The 23,314-nt window shown below is 68.7% G+C and carries 20 protein-coding genes; 16 read left to right on the top strand and 4 right to left on the bottom strand.

What is annotated here, in order from left to right:
• The first annotated feature begins 40 nt into the window (after positions 1-40).
• From murC to lpxC, 6 genes are all read left to right on the top strand, one after another.
• A complete protein-coding gene (murC, locus tag OP498_RS03000; RefSeq protein ID WP_280552465.1) occupies positions 41-1,453 on the top strand; it encodes a UDP-N-acetylmuramate--L-alanine ligase in 1,413 nt (470 codons plus the stop codon).
• Positions 1,450-2,376, top strand: coding sequence for a D-alanine--D-alanine ligase (locus tag OP498_RS03005; RefSeq protein ID WP_280552426.1), 927 nt, complete (start codon positions 1,450-1,452; stop codon positions 2,374-2,376). The genes murC and OP498_RS03005 overlap by 4 nt, the downstream gene beginning before the upstream one ends.
• 3 nt (positions 2,377-2,379) lie before the next feature.
• Positions 2,380-3,105 carry a cell division protein FtsQ/DivIB gene (locus tag OP498_RS03010; protein WP_280546716.1) on the top strand — a complete coding sequence of 242 codons (726 nt, stop codon included), beginning with the start codon at positions 2,380-2,382 and terminating at the stop codon, positions 3,103-3,105.
• Positions 3,106-3,299: 194 nt separating this feature from the next.
• Positions 3,300-4,589 (top strand): cell division protein FtsA, encoded by a 1,290-nt coding sequence (ftsA, locus tag OP498_RS03015; protein ID WP_280546717.1) that lies wholly within the window; start codon positions 3,300-3,302, stop codon positions 4,587-4,589.
• Positions 4,590-4,623: 34 nt separating this feature from the next.
• A complete protein-coding gene (gene ftsZ / locus OP498_RS03020) occupies positions 4,624-5,796 on the top strand; it encodes a cell division protein FtsZ (RefSeq protein WP_280552428.1) in 1,173 nt (390 codons plus the stop codon).
• A gap of 111 nt (positions 5,797-5,907) precedes the next feature.
• Positions 5,908-6,819: a UDP-3-O-acyl-N-acetylglucosamine deacetylase gene (gene lpxC, locus OP498_RS03025; protein ID WP_280546719.1), complete on the top strand. Its 912-nt coding sequence runs from the start codon at positions 5,908-5,910 to the stop codon at positions 6,817-6,819.
• A 96-nt stretch (positions 6,820-6,915) separates the two neighbouring features.
• Here lpxC and OP498_RS03030 read toward each other — a convergent pair whose 3' ends face one another.
• Positions 6,916-7,341, bottom strand: coding sequence for a DciA family protein (locus tag OP498_RS03030; protein ID WP_280546721.1), 426 nt, complete (start codon positions 7,339-7,341; stop codon positions 6,916-6,918).
• 142 nt (positions 7,342-7,483) lie between these two features.
• Between OP498_RS03030 and OP498_RS03035 the strand changes: the two genes are divergently transcribed.
• From OP498_RS03035 to OP498_RS03050, 4 genes are all read left to right on the top strand, one after another.
• On the top strand, positions 7,484-7,843 hold the full coding sequence (locus OP498_RS03035) for a hypothetical protein (protein WP_280552430.1): 360 nt from the start codon (positions 7,484-7,486) through the stop codon (positions 7,841-7,843).
• Positions 7,844-7,913: 70 nt separating this feature from the next.
• Positions 7,914-10,643 carry a preprotein translocase subunit SecA gene (gene secA, locus OP498_RS03040; protein WP_280546724.1) on the top strand — a complete coding sequence of 910 codons (2,730 nt, stop codon included), beginning with the start codon at positions 7,914-7,916 and terminating at the stop codon, positions 10,641-10,643.
• 131 nt (positions 10,644-10,774) lie between these two features.
• Complete coding sequence (gene argJ, locus OP498_RS03045; RefSeq protein WP_280546726.1) at positions 10,775-12,004, top strand: bifunctional glutamate N-acetyltransferase/amino-acid acetyltransferase ArgJ; 1,230 nt, start codon at positions 10,775-10,777, stop codon at positions 12,002-12,004.
• A gap of 84 nt (positions 12,005-12,088) precedes the next feature.
• Complete coding sequence (locus OP498_RS03050) at positions 12,089-13,036, top strand: Nudix family hydrolase (protein WP_280546727.1); 948 nt, start codon at positions 12,089-12,091, stop codon at positions 13,034-13,036.
• Between the two features lie 153 nt (positions 13,037-13,189).
• Here OP498_RS03050 and OP498_RS03055 read toward each other — a convergent pair whose 3' ends face one another.
• Together OP498_RS03055 and OP498_RS03060 are read right to left on the bottom strand one after the other, a co-directional pair.
• Positions 13,190-14,092 (bottom strand): carbon-nitrogen hydrolase, encoded by a 903-nt coding sequence (locus tag OP498_RS03055; RefSeq protein WP_280546729.1) that lies wholly within the window; start codon positions 14,090-14,092, stop codon positions 13,190-13,192.
• 145 nt (positions 14,093-14,237) lie between these two features.
• Positions 14,238-15,281, bottom strand: coding sequence for an agmatine deiminase family protein (locus OP498_RS03060; protein ID WP_280552433.1), 1,044 nt, complete (start codon positions 15,279-15,281; stop codon positions 14,238-14,240).
• Between the two features lie 152 nt (positions 15,282-15,433).
• On the opposite strand from OP498_RS03060, the gene OP498_RS03065 reads away from it, so the two are divergent.
• A complete protein-coding gene (locus tag OP498_RS03065; protein WP_280552435.1) occupies positions 15,434-16,675 on the top strand; it encodes a lipoprotein-releasing ABC transporter permease subunit in 1,242 nt (413 codons plus the stop codon).
• Positions 16,676-16,682: 7 nt separating this feature from the next.
• Positions 16,683-17,405: an ATP-binding cassette domain-containing protein gene (locus tag OP498_RS03070; RefSeq protein ID WP_280546732.1), complete on the top strand. Its 723-nt coding sequence runs from the start codon at positions 16,683-16,685 to the stop codon at positions 17,403-17,405.
• 27 nt (positions 17,406-17,432) lie between these two features.
• Here OP498_RS03070 and OP498_RS03075 read toward each other — a convergent pair whose 3' ends face one another.
• Positions 17,433-17,975 (bottom strand): DUF2062 domain-containing protein, encoded by a 543-nt coding sequence (locus tag OP498_RS03075; protein ID WP_280546733.1) that lies wholly within the window; start codon positions 17,973-17,975, stop codon positions 17,433-17,435.
• A gap of 131 nt (positions 17,976-18,106) precedes the next feature.
• Between OP498_RS03075 and OP498_RS03080 the strand changes: the two genes are divergently transcribed.
• Genes OP498_RS03080 through msbA form a run of 4 tightly spaced genes read left to right on the top strand, consistent with a single transcriptional unit; the run spans position 18,107 to position 23,313 of the window.
• Complete coding sequence (locus tag OP498_RS03080) at positions 18,107-20,404, top strand: DNA internalization-related competence protein ComEC/Rec2 (RefSeq protein WP_280546734.1); 2,298 nt, start codon at positions 18,107-18,109, stop codon at positions 20,402-20,404.
• 40 nt (positions 20,405-20,444) lie between these two features.
• Positions 20,445-21,158, top strand: coding sequence for a MotA/TolQ/ExbB proton channel family protein (locus tag OP498_RS03085; protein WP_280546735.1), 714 nt, complete (start codon positions 20,445-20,447; stop codon positions 21,156-21,158).
• The gene (locus OP498_RS03090) at positions 21,155-21,577 is read left to right on the top strand and encodes a biopolymer transporter ExbD (protein WP_280546736.1); all 423 of its coding nucleotides are present in this window, start codon (positions 21,155-21,157) and stop codon (positions 21,575-21,577) included. The genes OP498_RS03085 and OP498_RS03090 overlap by 4 nt, the downstream gene beginning before the upstream one ends.
• Complete coding sequence (gene msbA, locus OP498_RS03095; RefSeq protein WP_280552467.1) at positions 21,577-23,313, top strand: lipid A export permease/ATP-binding protein MsbA; 1,737 nt, start codon at positions 21,577-21,579, stop codon at positions 23,311-23,313. Before OP498_RS03090 ends, msbA begins: the two co-directional genes overlap by 1 nt.
• Position 23,314 lies beyond the last annotated feature (1 nt).

Raw genomic sequence — 23,314 nt, forward strand, 5'->3', positions numbered from 1 at the left:
CGGTCAGGCCACGCCCCCGCACCCCGGACGGGGGCTGGGCATGCGTCGAATCCGGCGCATCCATTTCGTCGGTATCGGCGGTGCCGGCATGTGCGGCATCGCCGAGGTGCTGGCCAACCAGGGCTATACGGTCAGCGGCAGCGACCTGAAGGCCTCCCCGGTGGTAGCCCGCCTGCGCCAGTGCGGCATCCGCGTGGCCATCGGCCATGCCGCCGAGCATGCCGCGGACGCCGATGTGGTGGTAGTCTCCACCGCGGTGGACGAGGCCAACCCCGAGATCCGCTGGGCCCACGAGCATCGCGTGCCGGTGGTGCGCCGGGCCGAGATGCTCGCCGAACTGATGCGCTTCCGCCACGGCATCGCCGTGGCCGGCACCCACGGCAAGACCACCACCACCAGCCTCACCGCGACCCTGCTGGGCGAGGGTGGGCTGGATCCCACCTTCGTGATCGGCGGGCGGTTGACCAGTGCCGGCACCAATGCGCGGCTGGGGGAGGGCGACTACCTGGTGGCGGAGGCCGACGAGTCGGATGCCTCCTTCCTGCACCTGCAGCCCATGGTGGCCATCGTCACCAATATCGATGCCGACCACATGGCCACCTACGGCGGCGACTTCGAACGGCTCAAGGGCACCTTCATCGAGTTCCTGCATAACCTGCCGTTCTACGGCCTGGCGATCCTGTGCATCGACGATGCGCACGTGCGTGGCCTGCTCGACCGCGTCAGCCGCCAGTTCGTCACCTACGGCTTCAGCGAGGATGCCGACTACCGCATCGAGGGCTTCGTCCAGCAGGCCGGCGAGGTGCACTTCACCGCGGCGCGTCCCGAGGGACTGGCGCCGCTCGAGGTGCGCCTGGCCATGCCGGGTCGCCACAATGCGCTCAATGCCCTGGCGGCGATCGCCGTGGCCAGCGACGCGGGGGTCGACGACGCCGCTATCCTGCGGGGCCTGGCGAGCTTCGAGGGGGTGGGGCGACGCTTCCAGGTGCATGGCCACTACCCGGCCCCCCAGGGCGGGGGCGAGGTGATGCTGGTGGACGACTACGGCCACCATCCCCGCGAGGTGGCTATGGTGATCGACGCGGTGCGGGCCGGCTGGCCCGCGCGGCGCCTGGTGATGGTCTACCAGCCGCACCGCTATTCGCGCACCCGCGACCTCTACGAGGACTTCGTGCGGGTGCTGGCCGGGGTCGACACCCTGCTGTTGCTCGACGTCTACAGCGCCGGGGAGGCGCCGATTCCCGGGGCCGACGGGCGCACTCTGGCGGGCTCGATACGCCAGCGCGGGGCGGTCGACCCGATCTTTGTCCAGGACAAGAGCGAGCTGCCGGGGCTGCTCGCCCGGGTGCTGCGCCCCGGCGATATCCTGATCACCCAGGGGGCCGGCGACGTGGGCGGCATCGCCCAGCAGCTGGCCGATGCCGCCCTGGCACTCGACGAGGTGGCGCTATGACGGCGGACATGACCGGCCAGGACCGGGTGGTGGTGCTCTTCGGCGGGCAGTCCGCCGAGCGCGAGGTGTCGCTGAAGAGCGGTACCGCCGTGCTCGCGGCCCTGACGCGGTCGGGGGTGGCGGCCATTGGCTACGATCCCGCCGAGGGCGGACTGGTGGGGCTGGAAGCCCTGGCTCCCGATCGGGTGTTCATTGCCCTGCACGGCCGAGGTGGCGAGGACGGCACCCTGCAGGGGGCACTGGAACTGCTGGGCATCCCCTACACCGGCAGCGGTGTGCTCGCCTCGGCGCTGGGCATGGACAAGCAGCGCACCAAGCTGATCTGGCAGGCGCTGGGCCTGCCGACCCCGGAGAGCGTGATGCTCGGCCCCGAGGCCGACTGGGCGGCGGTGGTCGAGCGCCTCGGTCTGCCGCTGATCGTCAAGCCGGTCCATGAGGGCTCGACCCTGGGCATCAGCATCGTCGAAAGCCGCGATGCGCTGGAGGCGGCCTACCGCGATGCCGCCCGCTTCGATGCGCGGGTGATGGCCGAGCGTTTCGTCGAGGGGGAGGAATATACGGTGTCGCTGCTCGCGGGCGATGTCCTGCCGGCGATCCGCGTCGAGGTGCCCAGCGGCTTCTACGACTACGAGGCCAAGTATCTCTCCGACGAGACCCGCTACCATCTGCCGTGCGGTCTCTCCGCCGACGAGGAGGCCGAGCTCGCCGCACTCAGTCAGGCGGCCTTCGAGGCCATCGGCGCCGAGGGATGGGGGCGGGTCGACGTGATGCGCGACGCCGAGGGGCGCTTCTGGCTGATCGAGGTCAATACCGTGCCGGGGATGACCGACCACAGCCTGGTGCCCCAGTCGGCGGCCCATGCCGGCATCGACTTCGATGCCCTGGTGCTGCTCATCCTCGCCACGGCCGGGGAGCGGTACTAGCCCATGGCAGCGCGTGGAAGCTTCGTCGGCGTGCTCCTGCTCGCCCTGCTGCTGGGTGCCGGGGGGCGGGCGCTGTGGGTCTGGCTCGACCGGCCCATCGAGCGTGTCTCGGTGGGGGGCGAGCTTCACCACGTCAGTGCCGACTACCTGCGCAGCCAGCTGGCGCCACTGATCCAGGGGCAGACCTGGCTTGCCGTCGATCTGTCCACGCTGCGTCAGAAGGCCCGGGAGATCGGCTGGCTGGCTGAAGTGCGTGTCAGCCGCGAGTGGCCCGATGCACTGACGTTTGACCTGGTCGAGCAGGTGCCGGTGGCGCGCTGGAACGACGCGCGTCTGCTCAACCCCGAGGGCGACCCTTTCGCCTTCGGTCCGCTGGCGCCGCCCGCCGACCTCCCGGACCTGGCCGGCCCGCCCGGCAGCGGGGCCGAGGTGCTGGGCTACCATGCCCGGCTCGCCGCGCAGTTCGCCACCCAGGGAATCGAGGTGCGCCAGCTGCGGCTGGAGCCCCGCGGGGCCTGGCGCTTCCAGCTCGATAGCGGCGTCTGGGTGATGCTCGGTCGCAACGATCGCCCCGCCCGCCTGGGACGCCTGGCCGCCGCCTGGCAGCGCGAGCTGGGTCCTCTGGCATCGCATATCCGCTACATCGACCTGCGATATCCCAACGGCGTCGCCGTGGCCTGGCACGGACAGACCGAGCCGGTGGAGGACGAGTCATCGGCGGAGAGCTGAAGGCTTCAGGCGACAATTCGGTTGCCCCGGCGGCATTTCGGGTGTTTCTTTCGTGACAAATTCGCCGTATCGTGACGGGTGTTTCGGCAATCGGGCTGGTGGAACAACGAAAGTTGTTCCTATAATTGGCCCAGGCCGACTTTTCAGGATTAATCTTCCCCTTCGGGGTCAGGTTCGAGGAGACTTCCCGACTCATGGCAGGTCCATCCAATGCGTCCAATATGGTAGTCGGGCTGGATATCGGAACATCCAAGGTCGTGGCGATCGTGGGGCAGCCCACCGACGATGGCGGGATCGAAATCGCCGGTATCGGCTCACACCCGTCACGCGGCATGAAGAAGGGCGTGGTGATCAACATCGAGTCCACGGTGCAGTCCATCCAGCGTGCCGTGGAGGAGGCCGAGTTGATGGCCGGTTGTGAGATCCATTCGGTCTATGTGGGCATCGCCGGCAGCCATATCAGCTCGATGAATTCCGACGGCGTGGTGGCCATCAAGGAGCGCGAGGTCGCCTCCTCCGACATCGACCGCGTCATCGACTCCGCCCGGGCCCGGGCCATCTCGGAAGGCCAGCGCGTGCTGCATGTCCTCCCCCAGGAATTCGCCATCGATACCCAGGGTGGTATCCGTGAACCGCTGGGTATGTCCGGGGTGCGCCTCGAGGCACGGGTTCACCTGGTCACCGCCGCCCTCAATGCCGTCCAGAACATCGAGAAGTGCGTGCGTCGCTGTGGACTCGAAGTGGATTCGATCATCCTCGAGCAGCTGGCCTCTAGCCATGCCGTCCTCACCGAGGACGAGCGCGAGCTCGGCGTCTGCATGGTGGACATCGGCGGCGGCACCACTGATATCGCGGTCTTTACCGAGGGTGCCATCCGCCATACTTCGGTAATTCCCATCGCCGGCGATCAGGTCACCAACGACATCGCCATGGCGCTGCGCACGCCCACGCAGCATGCCGAGGAGATCAAGGTCAAGTACGCCTGCGCCCTGACCCAGCTGGCCTCCAGCGATGAGATGATCAAGGTGCCCAGCGTGGGCGACCGGCCGGCCCGGGACCTCTCCCGCCAGTCGCTGGCCGAAGTGGTCGAGCCGCGCTACGAGGAGCTCTTCACCCTGGTGCGTGACGAACTGCGTCGCAGCGGCTACGAGGATCTCGTGGCCGCCGGCGTGGTGCTCACTGGTGGCACCTCGCGCATGGAGGGGGTGGTCGAGCTGGCCGAGGAGATCTTCCACATGCCGGTCCGCATCGCTTGCCCGCAGAACGTGCGCGGGCTGGCCGACGTGGTACGCAATCCGATTTATTCGACGGGTGTCGGTCTGCTGCATTACGCTCTACGGGAAACCCGTCAAGGGCATGGCCGTCAGGGGCCTGGGGGTATCATTCCGGCGCAACCGAGGCGTGACGACATTACCCGGCGTGACGCAGGGGAAGGGATTCCGGCGCTGGCAAGGATCAAGGGCTGGTTCAAAGGCAATTTCTGACAGGGCCGCGGTCGCGGTCCAGGAGACGGGACTTATGTTCGAACTGGTAGATAGCGCACCCTCAAGCAGTGCGGTCATCAAGGTCATCGGTGTCGGGGGTGGTGGCGGCAATGCCGTCAACCACATGGTCGAGAGCAACATCGAGGGCGTCGAGTTCATCTGCGCCAATACCGATGCCCAGGCCCTCAAGCGGGTCGCCGCCAAGACCGTGCTCCAGCTCGGCAGCGAGATCACCAAGGGTCTCGGGGCCGGCGCCAGCCCCGATGTCGGCCGCCAGGCCGCCATGGAGGACCGCGAGCGTATCGCGGAACTGCTGAGCGGAGCCGACATGGTCTTCATCACCGCCGGCATGGGCGGCGGCACCGGGACCGGGGGCGCGCCCGTGGTTGCCCAGGTGGCCAAGGAGCTGGGTATCCTCACCGTGGCGGTGGTAACCCGTCCCTTCCCCTTCGAGGGCCCCAAGCGCATGCGTGCCGCCGAGGAGGGCATGAAGGAGCTCTCCGAGCACGTCGACTCGCTGATCACCATCCCCAACGAGAAGCTGCTCTCGGTGCTGGGCAAGAGCGCGACCCTGCTCACTGCCTTCAGTGCGGCCAACGACGTGCTGCTGGGCGCCGTGCAGGGCATCGCCGAGCTGATCACCAGCCCCGGCATCATCAACGTCGACTTCGCCGACGTGCGCACCGTGATGTCCGAGATGGGCATGGCGATGATGGGCACCGGCGGGGCCACCGGTGAGAACCGTGCCCGCGAGGCCGCCGAGAAGGCCATCCGCAGCCCGCTGCTCGAGGACATCGACCTGCACGGTGCCCGCGGCATCCTGGTCAACATCACCGCCGGCCCGGACCTCTCCATCGGCGAGTTCAATGATGTGGGTGCCACCGTCCAGGAGTTCGCCTCCCAGGACGCCACCATCGTGGTCGGCACCTCCATCGACATGGACATGACCGACGAGTTGCGCGTCACCGTGGTCGCTGCGGGGCTCGAAGGCAACAAGGCGCAGAAGCCCGCCTCTCGCGAGACCGCCCGTCGTGTCGAGGCCGGCAGCTATCGCCAACGACCGCAGGCGGCTGCCAGTCGCGGCCAGGCCGCGGCGTCCAGGACCGAGGCCCCGGAGGCGCCGCGGCCGCAGCCGGAGAAGCGCAAGTCCCAGGAGCTCGACGACTACCTGGACATTCCGGCCTTCCTGCGGCGCCAGGCCGATTGATCCGCGCTATCACGGGGATAGAGGACGCCGGGTGAGCTTTCTTTGTTGAAACGTCCGTTCGGTGTTATAGTGAACGGTGTTTGATAACCAATGACTGCCTGGCGACCGACCATGATCAGACAACGTACCTTGAAGAACGTCATCCGCGCCACTGGCGTCGGCCTGCACTCCGGCAAGAAGGTCTACCTGACCCTTCGGCCGGCACCGGTGGATACCGGTATCGTCTTTGTGCGTACCGACCTGGAGCCCGAGGTACAGATCCCGGCGCGCGCCGAACATGTCACCGATACGACGCTGTGCACCGCGCTCTCCGCGGGCGGGGCCAAGGTCGCCACCGTCGAGCACCTGATGTCGGCCTTCGCCGGACTGGGTATCGACAACGCCTACGTCGACGTGAGTGCGCCCGAGGTGCCGATCATGGATGGCAGTGCGGGACCCTTCGTGTTCCTGATCCAGTCGGCGGGCATCGCCGAGCAGGCCGCCCCCAAGAAGTTCATCCGCATCAAGCGCGAGATCGTGGTGCGCGAGGACGACAAGGAGGCGATCTTCCTGCCCCATCAGGGCTTCAAGGTCTCCTTCGCCATCGACTTCGACCATCCAGTCTTTGAGGACCAGTCCCAGACCGCCATGGTGGACTTCTCCACCACCTCCTTCGTCAAGGAGGTGTCGCGGGCCCGGACCTTCGGCTTCATGCGGGACCTGGAGTATCTGCGCGCGAACAACCTGGCGCTGGGTGGCAGCCTCGATAACGCCATCGTGGTTGACGACTACCGCATCGTCAACGAAGGCGGGTTGCGCTATGACGACGAGTTCGTCAAGCACAAGGTGCTCGATGCCATCGGCGACCTCTACCAGCTCGGCCATAGCCTGATCGGCGAGTTCCGCGGAGTGAAGTCGGGCCATGCGCTGAACAACCAGCTGTGCCGTGCCTTGCTGGCCCAGCCGGATGCCTGGGAGCTCGTCACCTTCGAGGGCGAGTCCGAGACGGCGCCGATCTCCTACTCCGCGCCGGCCATGGCCTGACCCGGACTGCGTCCGGAGCCGTAAGCTTGAAGCTGGAAGAAAAACCGCCTCCAGGCACTTGCCATGGGGGCGGTTCGTTTTATGTGGCGTTCCAGCTTACGGCTGACGTTCGGCGTGGGCCGCCAGCCGCTCCAGGGCGCTCTTGAGCCCCGGGTCGTCGACATCTTCGGCACAGCTGGAGATCTCGTCGGCGGCCTTTTCCGGCAGGTGGCGAACCTGGCGCAGGGGAGGGCGGGCCGGTCGCACCGGGCGGACCTTGAGGGTGAAGCCAGTCACTGCCTCGAAGCCGGGCAGTTGGTGCAGTAGCTGTAGCAGGCGAGGCTGCTCATAGCGCAGCCGGGTCAGCCAGACGGCGCGGTCGGTGATCAGGGCCAGCCGCCCCTGGTGATAGCCGCCGACGAAGAGGTGCTCGCGCATCTCCTCGGGCAGGTGGTCGCGCAGGTGACGCTGAGCGCGCTCGATCAGGGTGGCCATGCGCATCAGCGATCCCAGCTCGCCGCGACCTTCCAGCAGCCGGGACATGGGCTGTGCTCTGAACCGCTTAACCTTTATACTCATCAGCTTGGTTCTCGGGGGCCGCGCCCCTGACGTTACGCGTCGGCCGCCAATCTAGGGCGGCCGTTGAACATCCAGAGCCTAGCACGCACGGGAGGCCGTCGACAGCATGCCAGCCGCCATCACCGACAACGGCGCCGGATCTCACGGGAGCCGGCACTGGCGCCGCACGACTCGCTGGTGGCTTGCCGGGTTGCTGGTGGGATGCCTGCTGCCGGCCAGCCTGGCCCAGGTCGAGTCCCTGCGCCCCGTCGAGCGTGCCGCCCAGATCAGCATCCTGGTGCCGGCGCTGCTGCGCGTGCGCTCCCACCTGCATGCCCGTCGTCGCGCCTTGGTGCGCTGGGTCCGGCGAGCCGCCCGCTGGCCGAGGGTGGGGGCGAGGGGCGTTGCCTTTTCCGCCCTCGCGCCCTGCCACCCGGTTGCCGCGCATGATGTCCTGACGCGTCGTGGCCCTCCCGGCCTTTGCTGACGAGACCGCCCGGAGAGGTCGCGGGCCTGCCGTCCGCGACGCGATGCCACACGCTGCCACTGGACCCTTCATGATCAACAACCTGTTACGCAAGGTCGTCGGCTCCAAGAACGACCGCGACGTCAAGCGCATGAGCCGTCAGGTGACGGATGTCACCGGCCTGGAGAACGAGCTGGAAGGCCTCGATGAGACGGCCCTGCGGGCCCGCACCGAGGCGCTGCGCGAGCGCCTGGAGGGCGATGAATCCCTCGATACGCTGCTGCCGGAGGCCTTCGCCACGGTGCGCGAGGCCAGCAAGCGCGTCATGGGGATGCGCCATTTCGATGTGCAGATGGTCGGCGGCATCACCCTGCACCGCGGACGCATCGCCGAGATGAAGACCGGCGAGGGCAAGACGCTGGTGGCGACCCTGGCGGTCTACCTCAATGCCCTGCCGGGCAAGGGCGTGCACGTGGTCACGGTCAACGACTACCTGGCGCGCCGCGATGCCGAGTGGATGCGTCCGCTCTACGAATTCCTGGGCCTCTCGGTGGGCGTGATCTTCTCCGGGCAGACGTCGGAGGAGAAGCGCCACGCCTACGCCTGCGACATCACCTACGGCACCAACAACGAATTCGGCTTCGACTATCTGCGTGACAACATGGCCTTCTCACTGGAGGAGAAGGTGCAGCGCGAGCTGCACTTCGCCATCGTCGACGAGGTCGACTCCATCCTGATCGACGAGGCGCGGACACCGCTGATCATCTCCGGGGCGGTGGACGAGAACACCGAGCTCTACCGCGTCGTCGACCGTCTGGCGCTGAACCTCGTGGCGTGCAGCGACGAGGAAGACCCGGAGAGCGGCGATTTCATCCTCGACGAGAAGCAGAAGCAGGTGGAAGTCACCGAGGCCGGCCACCGCAAGATCGAGGATCTGATGCGTGGCGAGGGGCTGCTGGGCGAGGAGGAATCCCTCTATGCGGCCCAGAACCTCAGCCTGCTGCAGCACATGCACTCGGCGCTGCGCGCTCGCCATCTCTATCACCGTGACGTGGATTACATCGTCAACGATGGCCAGGTGGTGATCGTCGACGAGCACACCGGCCGCAGCATGCCGGGGCGTCGCTGGTCGGAAGGCCTGCATCAGGCGGTGGAGGCGAAGGAGGACGTGCCGGTGCAGCGCGAGAGTCAGACGCTGGCCTCGACCACCTTTCAGAACTACTTCCGCCTCTACGACAAGCTCTCCGGCATGACCGGCACCGCCGACACCGAGGCCTTCGAGTTCCGCCAGATCTATGGCCTCGACGTGGTGGTGATTCCCACCAATCGTCCGCTGATTCGCCAGGACCTCAACGACCTGGTCTACCTCACCGCCGAGGAGAAGTTCGAGGCGATCATCGAGGACGTCAAGGCCCAGACCGAGGCCGGACGCCCGGTGCTGGTGGGGACCGCGTCCATCGAGACCAGCGAGTATCTGGCCGACCTGATGAAACGTGCCGGCATGCAGTTCAACGTGCTCAACGCCAAGCAGCACCAGAGCGAGGCGGAGATCATCGCCCAGGCCGGTCGCCCCGGGGCCGTCACCATCGCCACCAACATGGCCGGCCGCGGCACCGACATCGTGCTGGGCGGCAACTGGGAGGCCGAGGCTGCCAAGCTGGAGAACCCGTCCGAGGCCCAGGTCGAGCAGCTCAAGGCCGAGTGGCAGGCCCGCCACGAGGCGGTGCTCGAGGCCGGCGGCCTGCACGTGACCGGCTCCGAGCGTCACGAGTCGCGGCGCATCGACAACCAGCTGCGCGGGCGCGCCGGTCGTCAGGGGGATCCCGGCTCGACGCGCTTCTTCCTCTCGCTGGAAGACAACCTGATGCGCCTGTTCGGCTCCGATCGGGTGCAGCGCATGATGAAGGCCCTGGGGCTGGAGCGCGGCGAGGCGATCGAGCACAAGATGGTCTCGAATGCCGTGGAACGCGCCCAGAAGAAGGTCGAGGGCCGCAACTTCGACATCCGCAAGCAGCTGCTCGAGTATGATGACGTGGCCAACGACCAGCGTCGGGTCATCTACGAGCAGCGCAACGAGATACTGGCCGCCGAGGACGTCTCCGACAGCGTCATGGGCATCCGCGAGGAGGTGCTGGACCTCGCCATCAGCGAGTTCGTGCCGCCCCAGAGCCTGCCCGAGCAGTGGGACCTGGCCGGCCTCCAGGATCACCTGAAGAGCGAGTTCAATCTCGACGCATCGGTGGTCGACTGGGCCGAGCAGGACGAGCGCTTCCACGAAGAGCAGCTGCGCGAACGGCTGCAGGTGATGCACCGCGAGGCCTACGAGGCCAAGGTGGCGGAGGCCGGCGAGGCACTGATGCGCCGTTTCGAGAAGCAGGTGATGTTGCAGGTGCTCGACACCCGCTGGAAGGAGCACCTGCAGTCCATGGATCACCTGCGTCGGGGGATCCACCTGCGGGGCTATGCCCAGAAGAACCCCAAGCAGGAGTACAAGCGCGAGGCCTTCGAGCTGTTCCAGAACCTGCTGACCAACATCAAGGCCGACGTGACCCGCATCCTCAGCCATGTCCAGGTGCGCCGTCCCGAGGAGGTCGAGGCCCTGGAGCGCCAGCGCCGCGAGGCGCTGGATCGCGAGAAGGCCAGTGCGGCGAGCCGTCACGACGCGCCGTCGATGGCGCCCGGCGAGCAGGACGAGGCCCCGACTGCCCCGGGGGCCGACGGTCGCCCGTTGCGCCGCGAGGGCCCCAAGGTCGGCCGCAATGATCCCTGCCCCTGCGGGTCGGGGAAGAAATACAAGCAGTGCTGCGGCAAGCTGAGCTAACGGGCTACGGGCTACGGGCTACGGGCTATGGGCTGAGGGCTACGGACCCCGAGTCAGAGGGTACTATGTTGCTCGAAGCTCGAAGCTCGAAGCTCGAAGCTCGAAGCGGAATCCAGACAGGAGAGACGACCATGGCAGTGGGCGAGACGCGTTTTCCGGCGATGCCGGTGATCGAGGGGCTGCGGCTGGGCACCGCCATGGCCGGGATCAAGACGCCCGATCGCCGTGATCTGGTGGTGATCGAGATCCCCGAGGGGGCCAGGGTGTCCGGGGTCTTCACCCGCAACGCCTTCTGCGCGGCGCCGGTGACGGTGGCCCGTGAGCACCTGGCCGCCTGCACGGCTCGCGGGGAAGGGGCGCGTTACCTGGTGATCAACACCGGCAATGCCAATGCCGGTACCGGCGAGACGGGCCTGCGCGATGCCCGTGCCAGCTGTGCCGAGCTGGCACGGTTGGCCGGGGTGGGCGAGCAGAGCGTGCTGCCGTTCTCCACCGGGGTGATCGGTGAGCCGCTGCCCATGGAGCGCCTGCTGGCAGGCCTGCCCGCGGCCCTGCAGGCCCTCGACGATGGCGCCGCCGCCTGGCGAGAGGCCGGCGAGGGCATCCTGACCACCGATACCCGGGCCAAGGGCGCCAGCGTGACCCTGGCGCTGGGCAACGAGATGGTGACCATCAATGGCATCGCCAAGGGCTCGGGGATGATCCGTCCCGACATGGCCACCATGCTGGCCTTCGTGGCCACCGATGCGGCCCTGGAGCCGGCGCTGCTCGACCAGCTGCTGCGCGAGGCGGTGGAGCGCTCCTTCAATTGCATCACCGTCGACAGCGATACCTCGACCAACGATGCCTGCCTGCTGATCAGCACCGGTCGCGGCGCCACGGTGGCCGACGAGGCGGCCTTGAGCGCCTTCCGCAACGGCCTGCAGCGGGTGATGACCGAACTGGCCCAGGCGGTGATCCGCGATGGTGAGGGGGCGACCAAGTTCGTCACCCTGCAGGTCGACGAGGCGCACAGCCGTCGCGAGGCGCTTGACGTGGCCTTCACCGTGGCCCACTCGCCGCTGGTCAAGACGGCCCTCTACGCCAGCGACGCCAACTGGGGCCGGATCCTGGCCGCGGTGGGGCGCGCACCCGTCGAGGCGTTCGACGTGGACCGGGTCACCCTCGACCTGGGCGAGGTGCGCCTGGTCGAGCATGGCGGACGCGCCCCGGGGTATACCGAGGAGGCCGGCAGTGCAGTGATGGCCCGCGAGGAGATCGTCATCCGCATCGCCCTGGGGCGCGGCGAGCAGAGCGCCACGGTGTGGACCTCGGACCTGTCCCACGACTACGTGACCATCAATGCCGACTATCGCAGCTGACCGGCGGGGACGCTCGGCAGCCAGACAGCAACCCCGCGCGGCGGCAAGGCCGCGTGGACCAGCGGGTAGGAGTCAATGAACGCAATGGTGAAGAGAAGGGTGCATGTGGCGGCGGCTGCCATCATCAGCGCCGATGGCCGCGAGGTGCTCCTCGCCCGTCGACCCTCCAATGTTGATCACGGAGGGCTCTGGGAGTTTCCCGGCGGCAAGCTGGCACCCTACGAGACCGGCCTGGAGGCACTGAAACGCGAGCTCCATGAGGAACTCGGCGTCGAGATCCGGCGGGCGCAACCGCTGATTCGCATCCACCACGAATATTCCGACAAGCACATCCTGCTGGATGTGTGGCAGGTGCACGACTTCGCCGGCGAGCCGTTCGGTCGCGAGGGGCAGGCGGTGCGCTGGGTGCCCATGACCGACCTGGTGAACTACCCCTTCCCGGCGGCCAACCTGCCGATCCTGCGGGCGGTCACGCTGCCCACCGAGTTCCTGATCACCGGCGAGGAGGCTGACGGGGAGCGGTTCATGGAGCGACTGGCCCGTGCCCTCGACGAGGACGGGGTGCGCCTGGTCCAGCTGCGCGCCAAGTCGCTGGATGAGGTGGATTTCCTGAGGCGCGCTGAGCAGGCCCTGGCGCTGTGTCATGAGCGCGGCGCCCGCCTGGTGCTCAATGGCGAGCCCTCGCTGCTGGAAGCCGTGGCCGCCGATGGCATCCACCTGACCAGCGACCGGCTGATGAGCCTGGAGCGGCGCGCGTTGCCCGAGGGCAAGTGGCTCTCCGCTTCGACCCATAATCGTCGTCAGCTGGAGCAGGCACGCCGCATCGGCTGTGACTTCGTGACCCTCTCGCCGCTGCGCACCACGCCCTCCCATCCGGATGTGGCGCCGATTGGCTGGCATGACTTCCAGCAGCTGGTGGAGCACGCCGGCATGCCGGTCTTCGCCCTGGGCGGCATGACGCGATTCGATGCGCATCATGCCCGGGCCGTGGGGGCCCAGGGCATCGCCTCGATCCGCGATTTCTGGAAATAACCCCAGCTTAGAGCTGTAAGCTTTAAGCTGTAAGACACCCCCATCGGCCTAGGCTTGTGGGGGTGGCGTGTTTTCCAGGCTCAGGTCAGCCTGGCTTACGGCTTACGGCTTACGGCTTACGGCTTACGGCTTACGGCTTCGCGCGAAGCGCGGTCAGTCCCGGTAGCGACGCGTCAGGTCGCCATAGGCGTCGATGCGGCGGTCCCGGAGGTAGGGCCAGATGCGCCGCACCTCCTCGCTGCGCGTCATGTCCAGCGTCACCAGCATCCGTTCCGCCTCCTGGCCGGCATGGGCGAGCAGCTCACCCTGGGGACCGCAGATGAAGCTGCCGCCCCAGAAGTCGATGCCCGGCGTCGCCGCGGACGGGTCCGCTTCGTGGCCGACCCGGTTGGCGACGATCACCGGCAGGCCATTGGCCACGCCGTGGCTGCGCTGGATCAGGGTCCAGGCCTCCTTCTGTCGCCGCTTCTCCGGGGTGTCGTCCGGCGGATGCCAGCCGATGGCGGTGGGGTAGAGCAGCAGCTCCGCGCCGGCCAGGGCCATCAGCCGTGCCGCTTCCGGGTACCACTGGTCCCAGCAGACCAGCACGCCCAGGCGGCCGAGCGAGGTGTCGATCGGCTGGAAGCCCTGGCCGCGGCCGTCGTCCTGGTCCCCGGGGGTGAAGTAGAACTTCTCGTAGAAGCCCGGGTCGTCGGGGATATGCATCTTGCGGTACTGGCCCACCCGGCCGCGGTCACGGTCGTAGACCACGGCGGTATTGTGGTAGAGGCCGGGCGCGCGGCGTTCGAACAGCGACCCCACCAGCACGATGTCGAGTTCCTTCGCCAGGGTCGCCAGCCGCGTGCCGGTCGGCCCGTCGAGGGGCTCGGCTAGGTCGAAGACCTCGGTCTCCTCGGTCTGGCAGAAGTAGTGGGTGGCATGCAGCTCCTGCAGCATCACCAGCTGGGCGCCGGCGGTGGCCAGCTCGCGGATGCCGGCCTCGCTCTCGGCGAGACTCCTGGCCTTGTCGGGCCAGGCGGGCTGCTGGACCAGGCCCACCTTCAGGGTGCGGGACACGATGAGTTCTCCTCGAATGTTCGAAACTCGAGACTGATCCGGGAACAGTCCTTCGAGGGGGCGCTGTAAACCCTTCCCTGGGCGCTACCGACGCCATCCCTGGCGTAGGACCCCCTCTGTGGACTGTCCCCGGCGCCTCTTGATCTCAGTTGAATGCTGCCAGGCTGCCCTGGGGCAGCTGCATGGTCAGGCAGTGCAGGCTGCCGTGCTGGCGGATCACGCTCAGGCAGTCGATGGGGATGATATCGCGGCCCGGAAAGGCCTCGCCCAGGGCGGCGAGCGCCCGGCTGTCGGCACCGTCGCCATAGGTCGGGACCAGCACGGCGCCATTGATGATCAGGAAGTTGGCGTAGGTCGCCGGCAGTCGGTGGCCGTCCACCGGGTCATGACAGGCCCGCGGCCAGGGCAGGGGCACCAGCCGGTAGGGCTCGCCGTCGGCCCGGCGCAGGGCGCGCAGCTCGGCCTCCATGGCGGCCAGTGCCGGATAGTGCGGGTCGGCCGGATCGTCGCACCTGACATAGGCCAGCGTGGCCGGGTCGCAGAAACGCACCAGGGTATCCACATGGCTGTCGGTATCGTCGCCCGCCAGATGGCCGTTGACCAGCCACAGCACCCGCGCGATCCCGAGCTCCGCCATCAGGCGTGCCTCGAGGGTCGTCCTGTCGAGGCCGGGATTGCGGTTGGGGTTGAGCAGGCAGGCCTCGGTGGTCAGCAGGGTGCCCTCGCCATCGGTGTCGATGGCGCCGCCTTCGAGCACCAGGTCGCGGGATTGCACCGCGCAGGCGAAGGTGCCGGCGTCCGCCAGGCGGCGCGTCAGGGTATTGTCGCGGGCGGCCTCGAACTTTCCGCCCCAGCCGGTGAAGACGTAGTCGAGCAGCAGCGTCTCGCCGTCACGCGCCACGCCGAGGGGGCCATGATCACGGGCCCAGGTGTCGTCGGCAGGGGCGACCACCAGCTTCAGGCGTGCGGCCTCGACGCCGAGGCAGGCGAAGCGGTGGGCCAGGTGGCTGCGGGTCGCGGCATCCGGCACGGCGACCAGTACGGTCTGGTAGCGCGCGATGGCGACCACCATGGCCTCCAGCGTCGCCTCGATGCGTTCGAGCAGCGGGGCCCAGTCGCTGTCGGGACAGGGCCAGGTGAGTTGCACGGCATCCTGGGGATGCCATTCGGGGAGCAGGCGATGGGCCATGGGCGGGTCTCGTGCAGGTCGTCTCGGGGCGTGCCGGCGCAATGTAGGCCGCTGCCGGCAATGATGCAATGATCGCGCAAACGGGCGCCGCCGACGATGCAGCAGATGCCAAAAAACCGTACCATGGCCCCCCGCCGACAAGGAATGTTCCCATGTTCGACCGTCTCCCCTTCCTGATCGGGTTGCGCTACGTGCGCGCCAAGCGTCGCAACCACTTCATCTCCTTCATCTCGCTGACCTCCATGCTGGGCCTCATGCTGGGTGTCGCGGTGCTCATCCTGGTGCTCTCGGTGATGAACGGCTTTGATCAAGAGCTGCGCACCCGGGTGCTGGGCATGGTGCCGCACTCCAAGATCGAGGCGCCGGGCGGGCTCACCGACTGGCAGCCGCTGGCCGAGCGCCTCATGGAACGCGAGCGGGTGATCGGCGCCGCCCCCTATGTCGAGCAGCAGGGCATGTTCTCGGTGGGCGGGCGCAACGAGGGCGCCATGGTCATCGGCATCGAGCCCGAGTGGGAAGGCCGGGTGTCGATCATCGACGACAACATGCGCAACGGAAGCCTGGACGATCTCACCCCCGGCGAGTGGAACATCGTGCTCGGCTCGATCCTGGCGCGTCGCCTGGGCGTCGGCGTGGGCGACCGGGTGACGTTGTTGGTGCCCGAGGCCTCGATCACCCCGGCCGGCGTCTTCCCGCGGCTCAAGCGCTTCACCGTGAGCGGCATCTTCAACGTCGGGGCGGACCTGGATGCCTCCCTGGCCTATGCCCACATCGACGACATGCAGACCCTGGCACGGCTGGGCGACGCGGTCGGCGGCCTGCGCCTGGAGCTGGACGACCTCTTCGCCGCCGGCAGCGAGACCCGGGCGATCATCGATGAGCTGGGATCCGGCTACCGGGGGTTCGACTGGACCTACTCGCGTGGCAACCTCTTCCAGGCCATCCAGATGGAGAAGCGCATGATCGCGCTGCTGCTGACGGTGATCATCGCCGTGGCGGCCTTCAACATCGTCTCCACCCTGGTGATGGTGGTGACCGACAAGCGGGCCGACATCGCCATCCTGCGCACCATCGGCGCCACGCCACGCTCGATCATGGGGATCTTCATCGTCCAGGGACTGGCGATCGGGGTGATCGGCATCCTGGTGGGCGTGACCCTGGGCGTGCTGCTGGCCTTGTCCGTGTCGGATCTCATCGGCTGGGTGGAGAGCACCTTCGGTATCCAGTTCCTCGATGCCGGGGTCTACTTCATCAGCAACCTGCCGTCGCGCCTGATCTGGAGCGATGTGCGCAACATCGTGTCCGCGGCCTTCGTGCTGACCTTCCTCTCCACCCTGTACCCGGCCTGGCGCGCCGCCCGGGTGCAGCCTGCCGAGGTGCTGCGCTATGAATGAGACGGCCATGACCCCAGACGCCGACACGTCCTCCCGTGCAGGACAGGTGATGCTCGAATGCCGCGACCTGACCCGGGTCTATCGCGAGGGACCGCGGGACCTCACCGTGCTCGATGGCCTGGCGATGCAGGTCCTGGCCGGTGAGCGGGTGGCCGTGGTGGGCAGCTCCGGCTCGGGCAAGACGACGCTGCTCAACCTGCTGGGCGGCCTGGATCGCCCGAGTCGCGGCGAGGTGCGTATCGCCGGCGAGTCTCTGCTGGCGCTCAATGACGCCGACCTGGGGCGCTTCCGCAACCGGCGGATCGGCTTCGTCTACCAGTTCCACCACCTGCTGGCGGAGTTCACCGCCCTGGAGAATGCCGCCCTGCCGCTGATCGTGCGCGGCCAGCGAAAGCGGGTGGCCGAAGAGCGCGCCCGCCAGCTGCTGGCGCGGGTCGGCATGGCCGAGCGGGCCGACCACAAGCCGGGCGAGCTCTCGGGAGGCGAGCGCCAGCGGGTGGCCATTGCCCGGGCGCTGGTCACCGACCCCAGCCTGGTGCTGATGGATGAGCCTACCGGCAACCTGGACCGGACCACGGCGGCGAGCATCCTGGCGCTGATGGACGAGCTGGCGAGCAGCGCGGCCTGTGCCTTCGTGATCGTCACCCACGATCCAGGGCTCGCCGCCCATCAGGACCGTGTGCTTCGACTCGAAGGCGGACGCCTGGTCGAGCAAACAGCGGGCGACTGAACCTCCACGCCTCATGAGGGGGTGGCCTCATTTCTCTCGGGCGGCTGGCCGATGCCGCCGGCGTCGACGTGCGCGTGCCTTCCAGCTGCGTGAGACCTGCCAGCGCCACACCAGGCGGATCACCAGGTTGGCCAGCGCGGCAATCACCACGGCCGCGACCAGTGATCCCAGGGCCAGCGACGGCAGGATGTCCATCAGTTGTTCGGCGATCCAGTGGGTCGAGAGTCGTTCCGGCGCCTGGCGTACCGGCATGTCCAGCAGCCAGGCCCCCAGGCGGTAGTTGCCGTAGAAGATCAGCGGCATCGTCAGGGGGTTGGTGATCCACACCAGGCCGATGGAGAGCGGCAGGTTGCAGCGCACCAGCCAGGCCCCGAAGGCGGCCACTAGCATCTGGAAGGGGATCGGCAGCAGGGCGCTGAACAGCCCCACGGAGAAGGCATTGGCCACGCTGCGTCGCGTCAGCACCCACAGCGAAGGGTTGCCGATCAGGTGGCTGACGAAACGCAGGGAGCGTCGGCGCCTGAGGGCATCGGGGTGGGGCAGGTAGCGCTGCAGCAGTCGGCGCGGCATTGAGGAGGGCTCGCGGCTTCCAAACCCGAGCTATTATCCATACAAGTCGCGTGCCTCGCCATGCTGCCCCCTCAACGTGACGTCGCGGCGGGGCGGGCGGGGCGCCATGTTTTCCGTTCAGGGACGATGCCATGCAGCCGGGCCTGGCCATCCCCCTGGCACTCGCCGTGCTGGCCGGCGTGCTGGGGGGCCATCTTGCCGCGCCGGGGGCCATCGAGGCCCTGGCGGTCGGCCTGTTGGTCATGCTGGCCGGGCGTCGTGTGCGTCTCGCCATGGCACTGGTGGTGGTGGCCCTGGTGGCGGTCCAGCTACTGATGGTGCGCGGCGGCGAGCTCGCGCCCGGGCTGACCCGACAGGACCTGAGGCTGGAGGGGCGGCTGGTTTCGGTGGAAAGCGACGCGCGGCTGGCGCGGCTGACGCTAGAGGTTACCGAGTGCCACCCCCTGGCCGAGACGTTGCCCGATTGCCGCGGCCTCGAGCGGGTTCGGCTCTCCTTCTTCGACGCCCCGGCCATGGTGCCCGGCGAGCGCTGGCGGCTGACGGTGCGCCTGCGCCCACCGTCGGGCTTCGCCAACCCCGGCACCTTCGACTATCGCGGCTGGCTGTGGCGGGAGGGCATCCAGGCCAGCGGCTATGTGCGCCGCGAGCCAGCCCCTCGCCGCCTGGCCACCGCCCCCTTCTTGCTGCGCCGGCTGGCGCTGGCCCACCTCGATGAGCAGGGGCTGGCGGCGCGCCATCGTCGCTGGTTGGCGGCCCTGACCCTGGGGGCGAGCGAGCGGCTGGAGACGCGCGACTGGGACCTGCTCAATGCCACCGGCACCACCCACCTGATGGTGATCTCCGGGTTGCACGTGGGGCTGGTGGCCGCCTTCGCCCTGTGGTTGGCCCGGGGGCTGGCCCGGCTGGTCACTCCCGGGGCATGGCGCCTGGCGGTCTGGCCCTGGTGGCTGGCGGGTGCCGCGGCGGTGGGGTATGCCGGCCTGGCCGGCCTGGAGCCTCCTGCACTGCGCGCCATGATCATGACCCTGGTGGGGATGTGGGTGGCCAGCGGGCGCCATGCGCCCGGCCCCTGGCAGGCCTGGTGGCTAGCTCTGGCGCTAGTGTTGTTGGCCGACCCGCTGTCGGCCTGGCGTCCCGGCCTGTGGCTGTCGTTCGCCGCCGTGGCGTTGCTGATCCTGGTCTGGCAGGGGAGGGCGCGCCCGCAAGGGGTGGGCGGCTGGCTGCGGGCCCTGGTCCGCACCCAGCTGCTGCTGGCGCCACTGATGGCGGCGGCGGTGCTGCTGGCCTTCGACCGCCTGGCCCCGGCGGCCCCGCTGGTCAACCTGGTCGCCGTCCCCCTGGTCAGCAGCCTGCTGGTGCCCCTGGGGCTGCTCGGCTGGCTGACGGCCTGGCTGCCGCCGCTCTCGGCGCTGTGCTGGGCCCTGTTCGGCCTGCTGGTCGACGGGCTGGCCTCGCTGCTAAGCCTGGCCGCTACCTGGCTGCCGCTGTGGCGGCCGGCCCCGTCGCGGGTCGTCCCGCTGGGGCTGGCCCTGGGCCTCGCCGCCCTGCTGTGGGCGCTGCCCGGCCTGGTCCCGCGCCTGCGGCTGGTCGGCACGGCCCTGTTGCTGCTGGTGCCGCTTGGCCTCTCCTCCTCGTCCCCGGTGCCCGTCGAAGGGCTGCTGAGGGTCCGTGTCCACGACGTGGGCCAGGGCCAGCTAGTCGAGCTGCGCACCGCCGGCTATCGCGCCCTCTATGACACCGGGCCGCGCTTCGGTTCCGGCTTCATGCCGCTCGGCTCACTGTGGCCGCCGGGGCAGCACTTCGACGACGTCCTCATCAGCCATGCCGACCAGGATCATGCCGGCGGCCTGCCGGCCCTGCGCGAGCAGCACCGGGTGACACGCTTCCTGGCGCCGCCCGGCGAGGTCCTCGACGTGGCGGCCGAGCCCTGCACGGCCGGACGCGAGTGGCGACGCGACGGCGTGACTTTCCGGATTCTCTGGCCACCGGCCGAGACCGGCGAGCTCTCGTCCAACGACCGCTCCTGCGTGCTGCTGGCGAGCGTCGGCGAGCACCATGTGCTGATCACCGGCGATGTGGGGCGCAATGCCGAGCGACGCTTCCTCGCCGCGCTTCCCTCGACGGTGACTCTGCTGGTGGCGGGGCACCACGGCAGCGCCACCAGTTCCGGCCTCTTGCTGGTGCGGCGCCTGGCGCCTCGCCATGTGGTCTTCAGTGCGGCGCGCGACAACCCCTTCGGCCATCCGGCGGGCTCGGTCGTGCGCCGCTTTCGTGAGGTCGGCAGCTGCCTGTGGAACACCGCCCGGGACGGTGCCGTGACCCTGTGGCTCGGCGCGGACGCCCGCCGCGATGTCCGCACCGAGCGGCCGGCCGCCTGGCGGCAGGGCGGTGTCGGTGGGAGCTGCCTTGCGTTAGAATCGCCTCACTGACTCCCGGTCTCGGGGCCGGTTATCTGCAAGGGGAAACCGCATGGACATGATGGATGCCCTGATCGCCGGCGGCTGGTTGATGGTGCCGCTGCTGGGTTGTTCGCTGGTGGCCACGGTGATCATCATCGAGCGCCTGTGGACCCTCAGGACGCGTCGCATCGCGCCCTACGGGCTGGGGCAGGAGGTCTGCCGGCTGGTGGCGCGGGGGCAGGTCAACCTCTACTGGCTGGAAGGGCACTCCCCGCTGGGCGGCGTACTCGCCGCCGGGCTGCGTAATGCCCGGCTCGGCCACGAGCAGGTGCGCGCGCGGCTTCAGGAGGCGGCCACCGCGGTGATCCATGACATGGAGCGCTTCCTGAGCCCGCTGGGCACCATCGCCGCCATTACGCCCTTGATCGGCCTGCTGGGCACCGTGGTCGGCATGATCGAGGTCTTCGCGGTGATCGTCACCGGCGACGGGGCCAGCCGCACCGCCGACCTGGCCGGCGGGATCTCCCGCGCGCTGGTCACCACCGCGGCAGGTCTCACCGTGGCAATCCCGGCGCTGATGTTCCACCGCTACTTCCAGCGCCGGGTCGAGGACATCACGGTGCGCATGGAGGAGCAGGCCGGCCAGGTGGTCGAGTACCTCGCCCACTACCCGGGCGAGCTGGTGCTGGCCGAGCGGCACGGTGAAGAGTCCCGGCCGGGCCAGCGCGGCGACGAGCAGCTGGAGGCCGATGGGCGCATCGCGCCCAGGGTGAAGCAGCCGTGAGGTTTCCCCGACGGCGGCGCGACCCGGTGGAGGTCAACCTGACCCCGCTAATCGACGTGGTCTTCCTGTTGCTGATCTTCTTCATGGTCTCGACCACCTTCGAGACCCGCCAGGCGCTGGAGCTCGAGCTCCCCGAGAGCGCGAGTGGCCAGGACATGGAGGCATCGCCGGTGACGTTGGTGGTTACCGCCGCGGGCGAATACCGGCTGGGCGAGCGGGTCCACACCGCCGAGACGCTGGGCGAGGCCCTGGCCGCCGAGGCCGAGCAGGCCCGTGAATTCGGCCTGGTGGTGGAGGCCGATGGGCGTGCCGCCCACGCCGACGTGGTGCGCGTCCTGGACCGTGCCGCCGGCCTGCAGATTCGGCACGTGCGCATCGCCACCGCGGCGGCCTCAACCCCTCAAGCGGAGACACCGTGATCGAACATTCCGGCTGGACCCTCTACAAGCGCCTGCTGGGCTATGTGAAGCCCTACTGGCGGGCCTTCGCCCTGGCGATCCTCGGCTATGTCATCTATGCCGCCTCGAGCACCGCCCTGGCGGAGATGATGAAGCGGCTTATCGACGGCATCCAGAGCCCCGATGCCGCCTTCCGGCTCTTCCTGCCGCTGTTTGTGGTGGGCATGTTCGCGGCCCGCGGGCTGGGCACCTTCCTCGGCACCTATTTCATGAGCAGCGTGGCCCGCAACCTGGTGCACGTCCTGCGCTGTGACGTCTTCAACCACATGCTGCACCTGCCGGGGCACTTCTTCGATGGCCACTCCACGGGGCAGCTGATCTCGCGGGTCACCTACCATGTCGAGCAGGTCACCGGGGCCGCCACCAAGGCGGTCACCATCCTGCTGCGCGAGGGACTCTTCGTGATCGGCCTGGTGATCTATCTGCTGTGGACCAACTGGATGCTGACCCTGCTGTTCCTGGCCGTGACGCCGCTGATCGGCGTAGTGGTCAGCTATGCCAGCAAGCGCTTCCGGCGCATCTCGCGGCGTATCCAGCGCTCCATGGGCGACGTCACCCATGTGGCCTCCGAGGCGCTCTCCGGCTACCGGGTGGTGCGTACCCACGGGGCCGAGGAGTACGAGAAGGCGCGCTTCGCCGCGGCCAGCGAGGTCAACCGCCGGCAGAGCATGAAGGAGGCCTTGACCAAGGCGACCAGTACCCCGGTGATCCAGCTGCTGGTGGCGCTGTCGCTGGCGGTGCTGGTGTGGCTGGCCATGTCGCCGACCCTGCTGGACGCCATGACCCCCGGTGAGTTCGTGGCCTTCGTCACCGCCGCCGCGCTGATGGCCAAGCCGGTGCGCCAGCTTACCGAGATCAACAGCGAGATCCAGAAGGGCGTCGCCGCCGCCGGGGAGCTCTTCGGCTTGCTCGAGGAGCCCCCCGAGAGCGACGAGGGCACCCGTGATCCCGGGCGCCTCGCCGGGCGGGTTCGCCTCGAGGGGGTGCGCTTCGCCTACGGCGATGACCAGCCCGAGGTGCTCAAGGGCATCGACCTGGAGGTGTCGCCCGGCGAGATGATCGCCATCGTCGGCCGCTCCGGCAGCGGCAAGTCGACCCTGGTGGGCCTGCTGCCGCGCTTCTATCACCCGACGGCGGGGCGTATCATGATCGATGAGGTGGCCTTGGAGGCGTTCCGCCTGCAGCCGCTGCGCCGCCAGATCGCCCTGGTCTCCCAGCAGGTCACCCTGTTCAATGCCAGCATCGCCGACAACATCGCCTACGGGATCGACGATCCCGATCCGGCGGCGATCGAGGCCGCGGCACGGGCGGCCCATGCCCACGAGTTCATCGAACGCATGCCGGGGGGCTATGACGCCCTGGTCGGCGAGAATGGCGTGATGCTCTCCGGCGGCCAGCGCCAGCGCCTGGCCATCGCCCGGGCGATCTTCAAGGATGCGCCGCTGCTGGTGCTCGACGAGGCGACCTCTGCGCTGGATACCGAGTCGGAGCGGCATATCCAGGCGGCCCTGGAAGAAGTCTGCCGGGGACGCACCACCTTCGTCATCGCCCACCGCCTCTCGACCATCGAGCGCGCCGACCGCATCCTGGTGCTCGAGCAGGGCGAGGTCGTCGAGCAGGGCAGCCATGCCGCGCTGCTCGCCCGGGACGGGGCCTATGCGGCGCTGCATCGGCTGCAGTTCCAGGAGCCCGCCTGAT

The sequence above is a fragment of the Halomonas sp. 25-S5 genome, assembly GCF_029889845.1.
Lineage (GTDB): Bacteria > Pseudomonadota > Gammaproteobacteria > Pseudomonadales > Halomonadaceae > Halomonas.

Coding starts and splice junctions, on each gene's coding strand:
- OP498_RS03030 (WP_280546721.1), bottom strand. CDS start 7,341: ATGTCCCGGCTGCTGGAAGGTCGCGGCGAGCTGGGATCGCTGATGCGC.
- OP498_RS03085 (WP_280546735.1), top strand. CDS start 20,445: ATGGACATGATGGATGCCCTGATCGCCGGCGGCTGGTTGATGGTGCCG.
- OP498_RS03005 (WP_280552426.1), top strand. CDS start 1,450: ATGACGGCGGACATGACCGGCCAGGACCGGGTGGTGGTGCTCTTCGGC.
- argJ (WP_280546726.1), top strand. CDS start 10,775: ATGGCAGTGGGCGAGACGCGTTTTCCGGCGATGCCGGTGATCGAGGGG.
- OP498_RS03070 (WP_280546732.1), top strand. CDS start 16,683: ATGACCCCAGACGCCGACACGTCCTCCCGTGCAGGACAGGTGATGCTC.
- OP498_RS03075 (WP_280546733.1), bottom strand. CDS start 17,975: ATGCCGCGCCGACTGCTGCAGCGCTACCTGCCCCACCCCGATGCCCTC.
- lpxC (WP_280546719.1), top strand. CDS start 5,908: ATGATCAGACAACGTACCTTGAAGAACGTCATCCGCGCCACTGGCGTC.
- OP498_RS03010 (WP_280546716.1), top strand. CDS start 2,380: ATGGCAGCGCGTGGAAGCTTCGTCGGCGTGCTCCTGCTCGCCCTGCTG.
- OP498_RS03065 (WP_280552435.1), top strand. CDS start 15,434: ATGTTCGACCGTCTCCCCTTCCTGATCGGGTTGCGCTACGTGCGCGCC.
- ftsZ (WP_280552428.1), top strand. CDS start 4,624: ATGTTCGAACTGGTAGATAGCGCACCCTCAAGCAGTGCGGTCATCAAG.
- ftsA (WP_280546717.1), top strand. CDS start 3,300: ATGGCAGGTCCATCCAATGCGTCCAATATGGTAGTCGGGCTGGATATC.
- OP498_RS03035 (WP_280552430.1), top strand. CDS start 7,484: ATGCCAGCCGCCATCACCGACAACGGCGCCGGATCTCACGGGAGCCGG.
- OP498_RS03080 (WP_280546734.1), top strand. CDS start 18,107: ATGCAGCCGGGCCTGGCCATCCCCCTGGCACTCGCCGTGCTGGCCGGC.
- secA (WP_280546724.1), top strand. CDS start 7,914: ATGATCAACAACCTGTTACGCAAGGTCGTCGGCTCCAAGAACGACCGC.
- murC (WP_280552465.1), top strand. CDS start 41: ATGCGTCGAATCCGGCGCATCCATTTCGTCGGTATCGGCGGTGCCGGC.
- OP498_RS03050 (WP_280546727.1), top strand. CDS start 12,089: ATGGTGAAGAGAAGGGTGCATGTGGCGGCGGCTGCCATCATCAGCGCC.
- OP498_RS03060 (WP_280552433.1), bottom strand. CDS start 15,281: ATGGCCCATCGCCTGCTCCCCGAATGGCATCCCCAGGATGCCGTGCAA.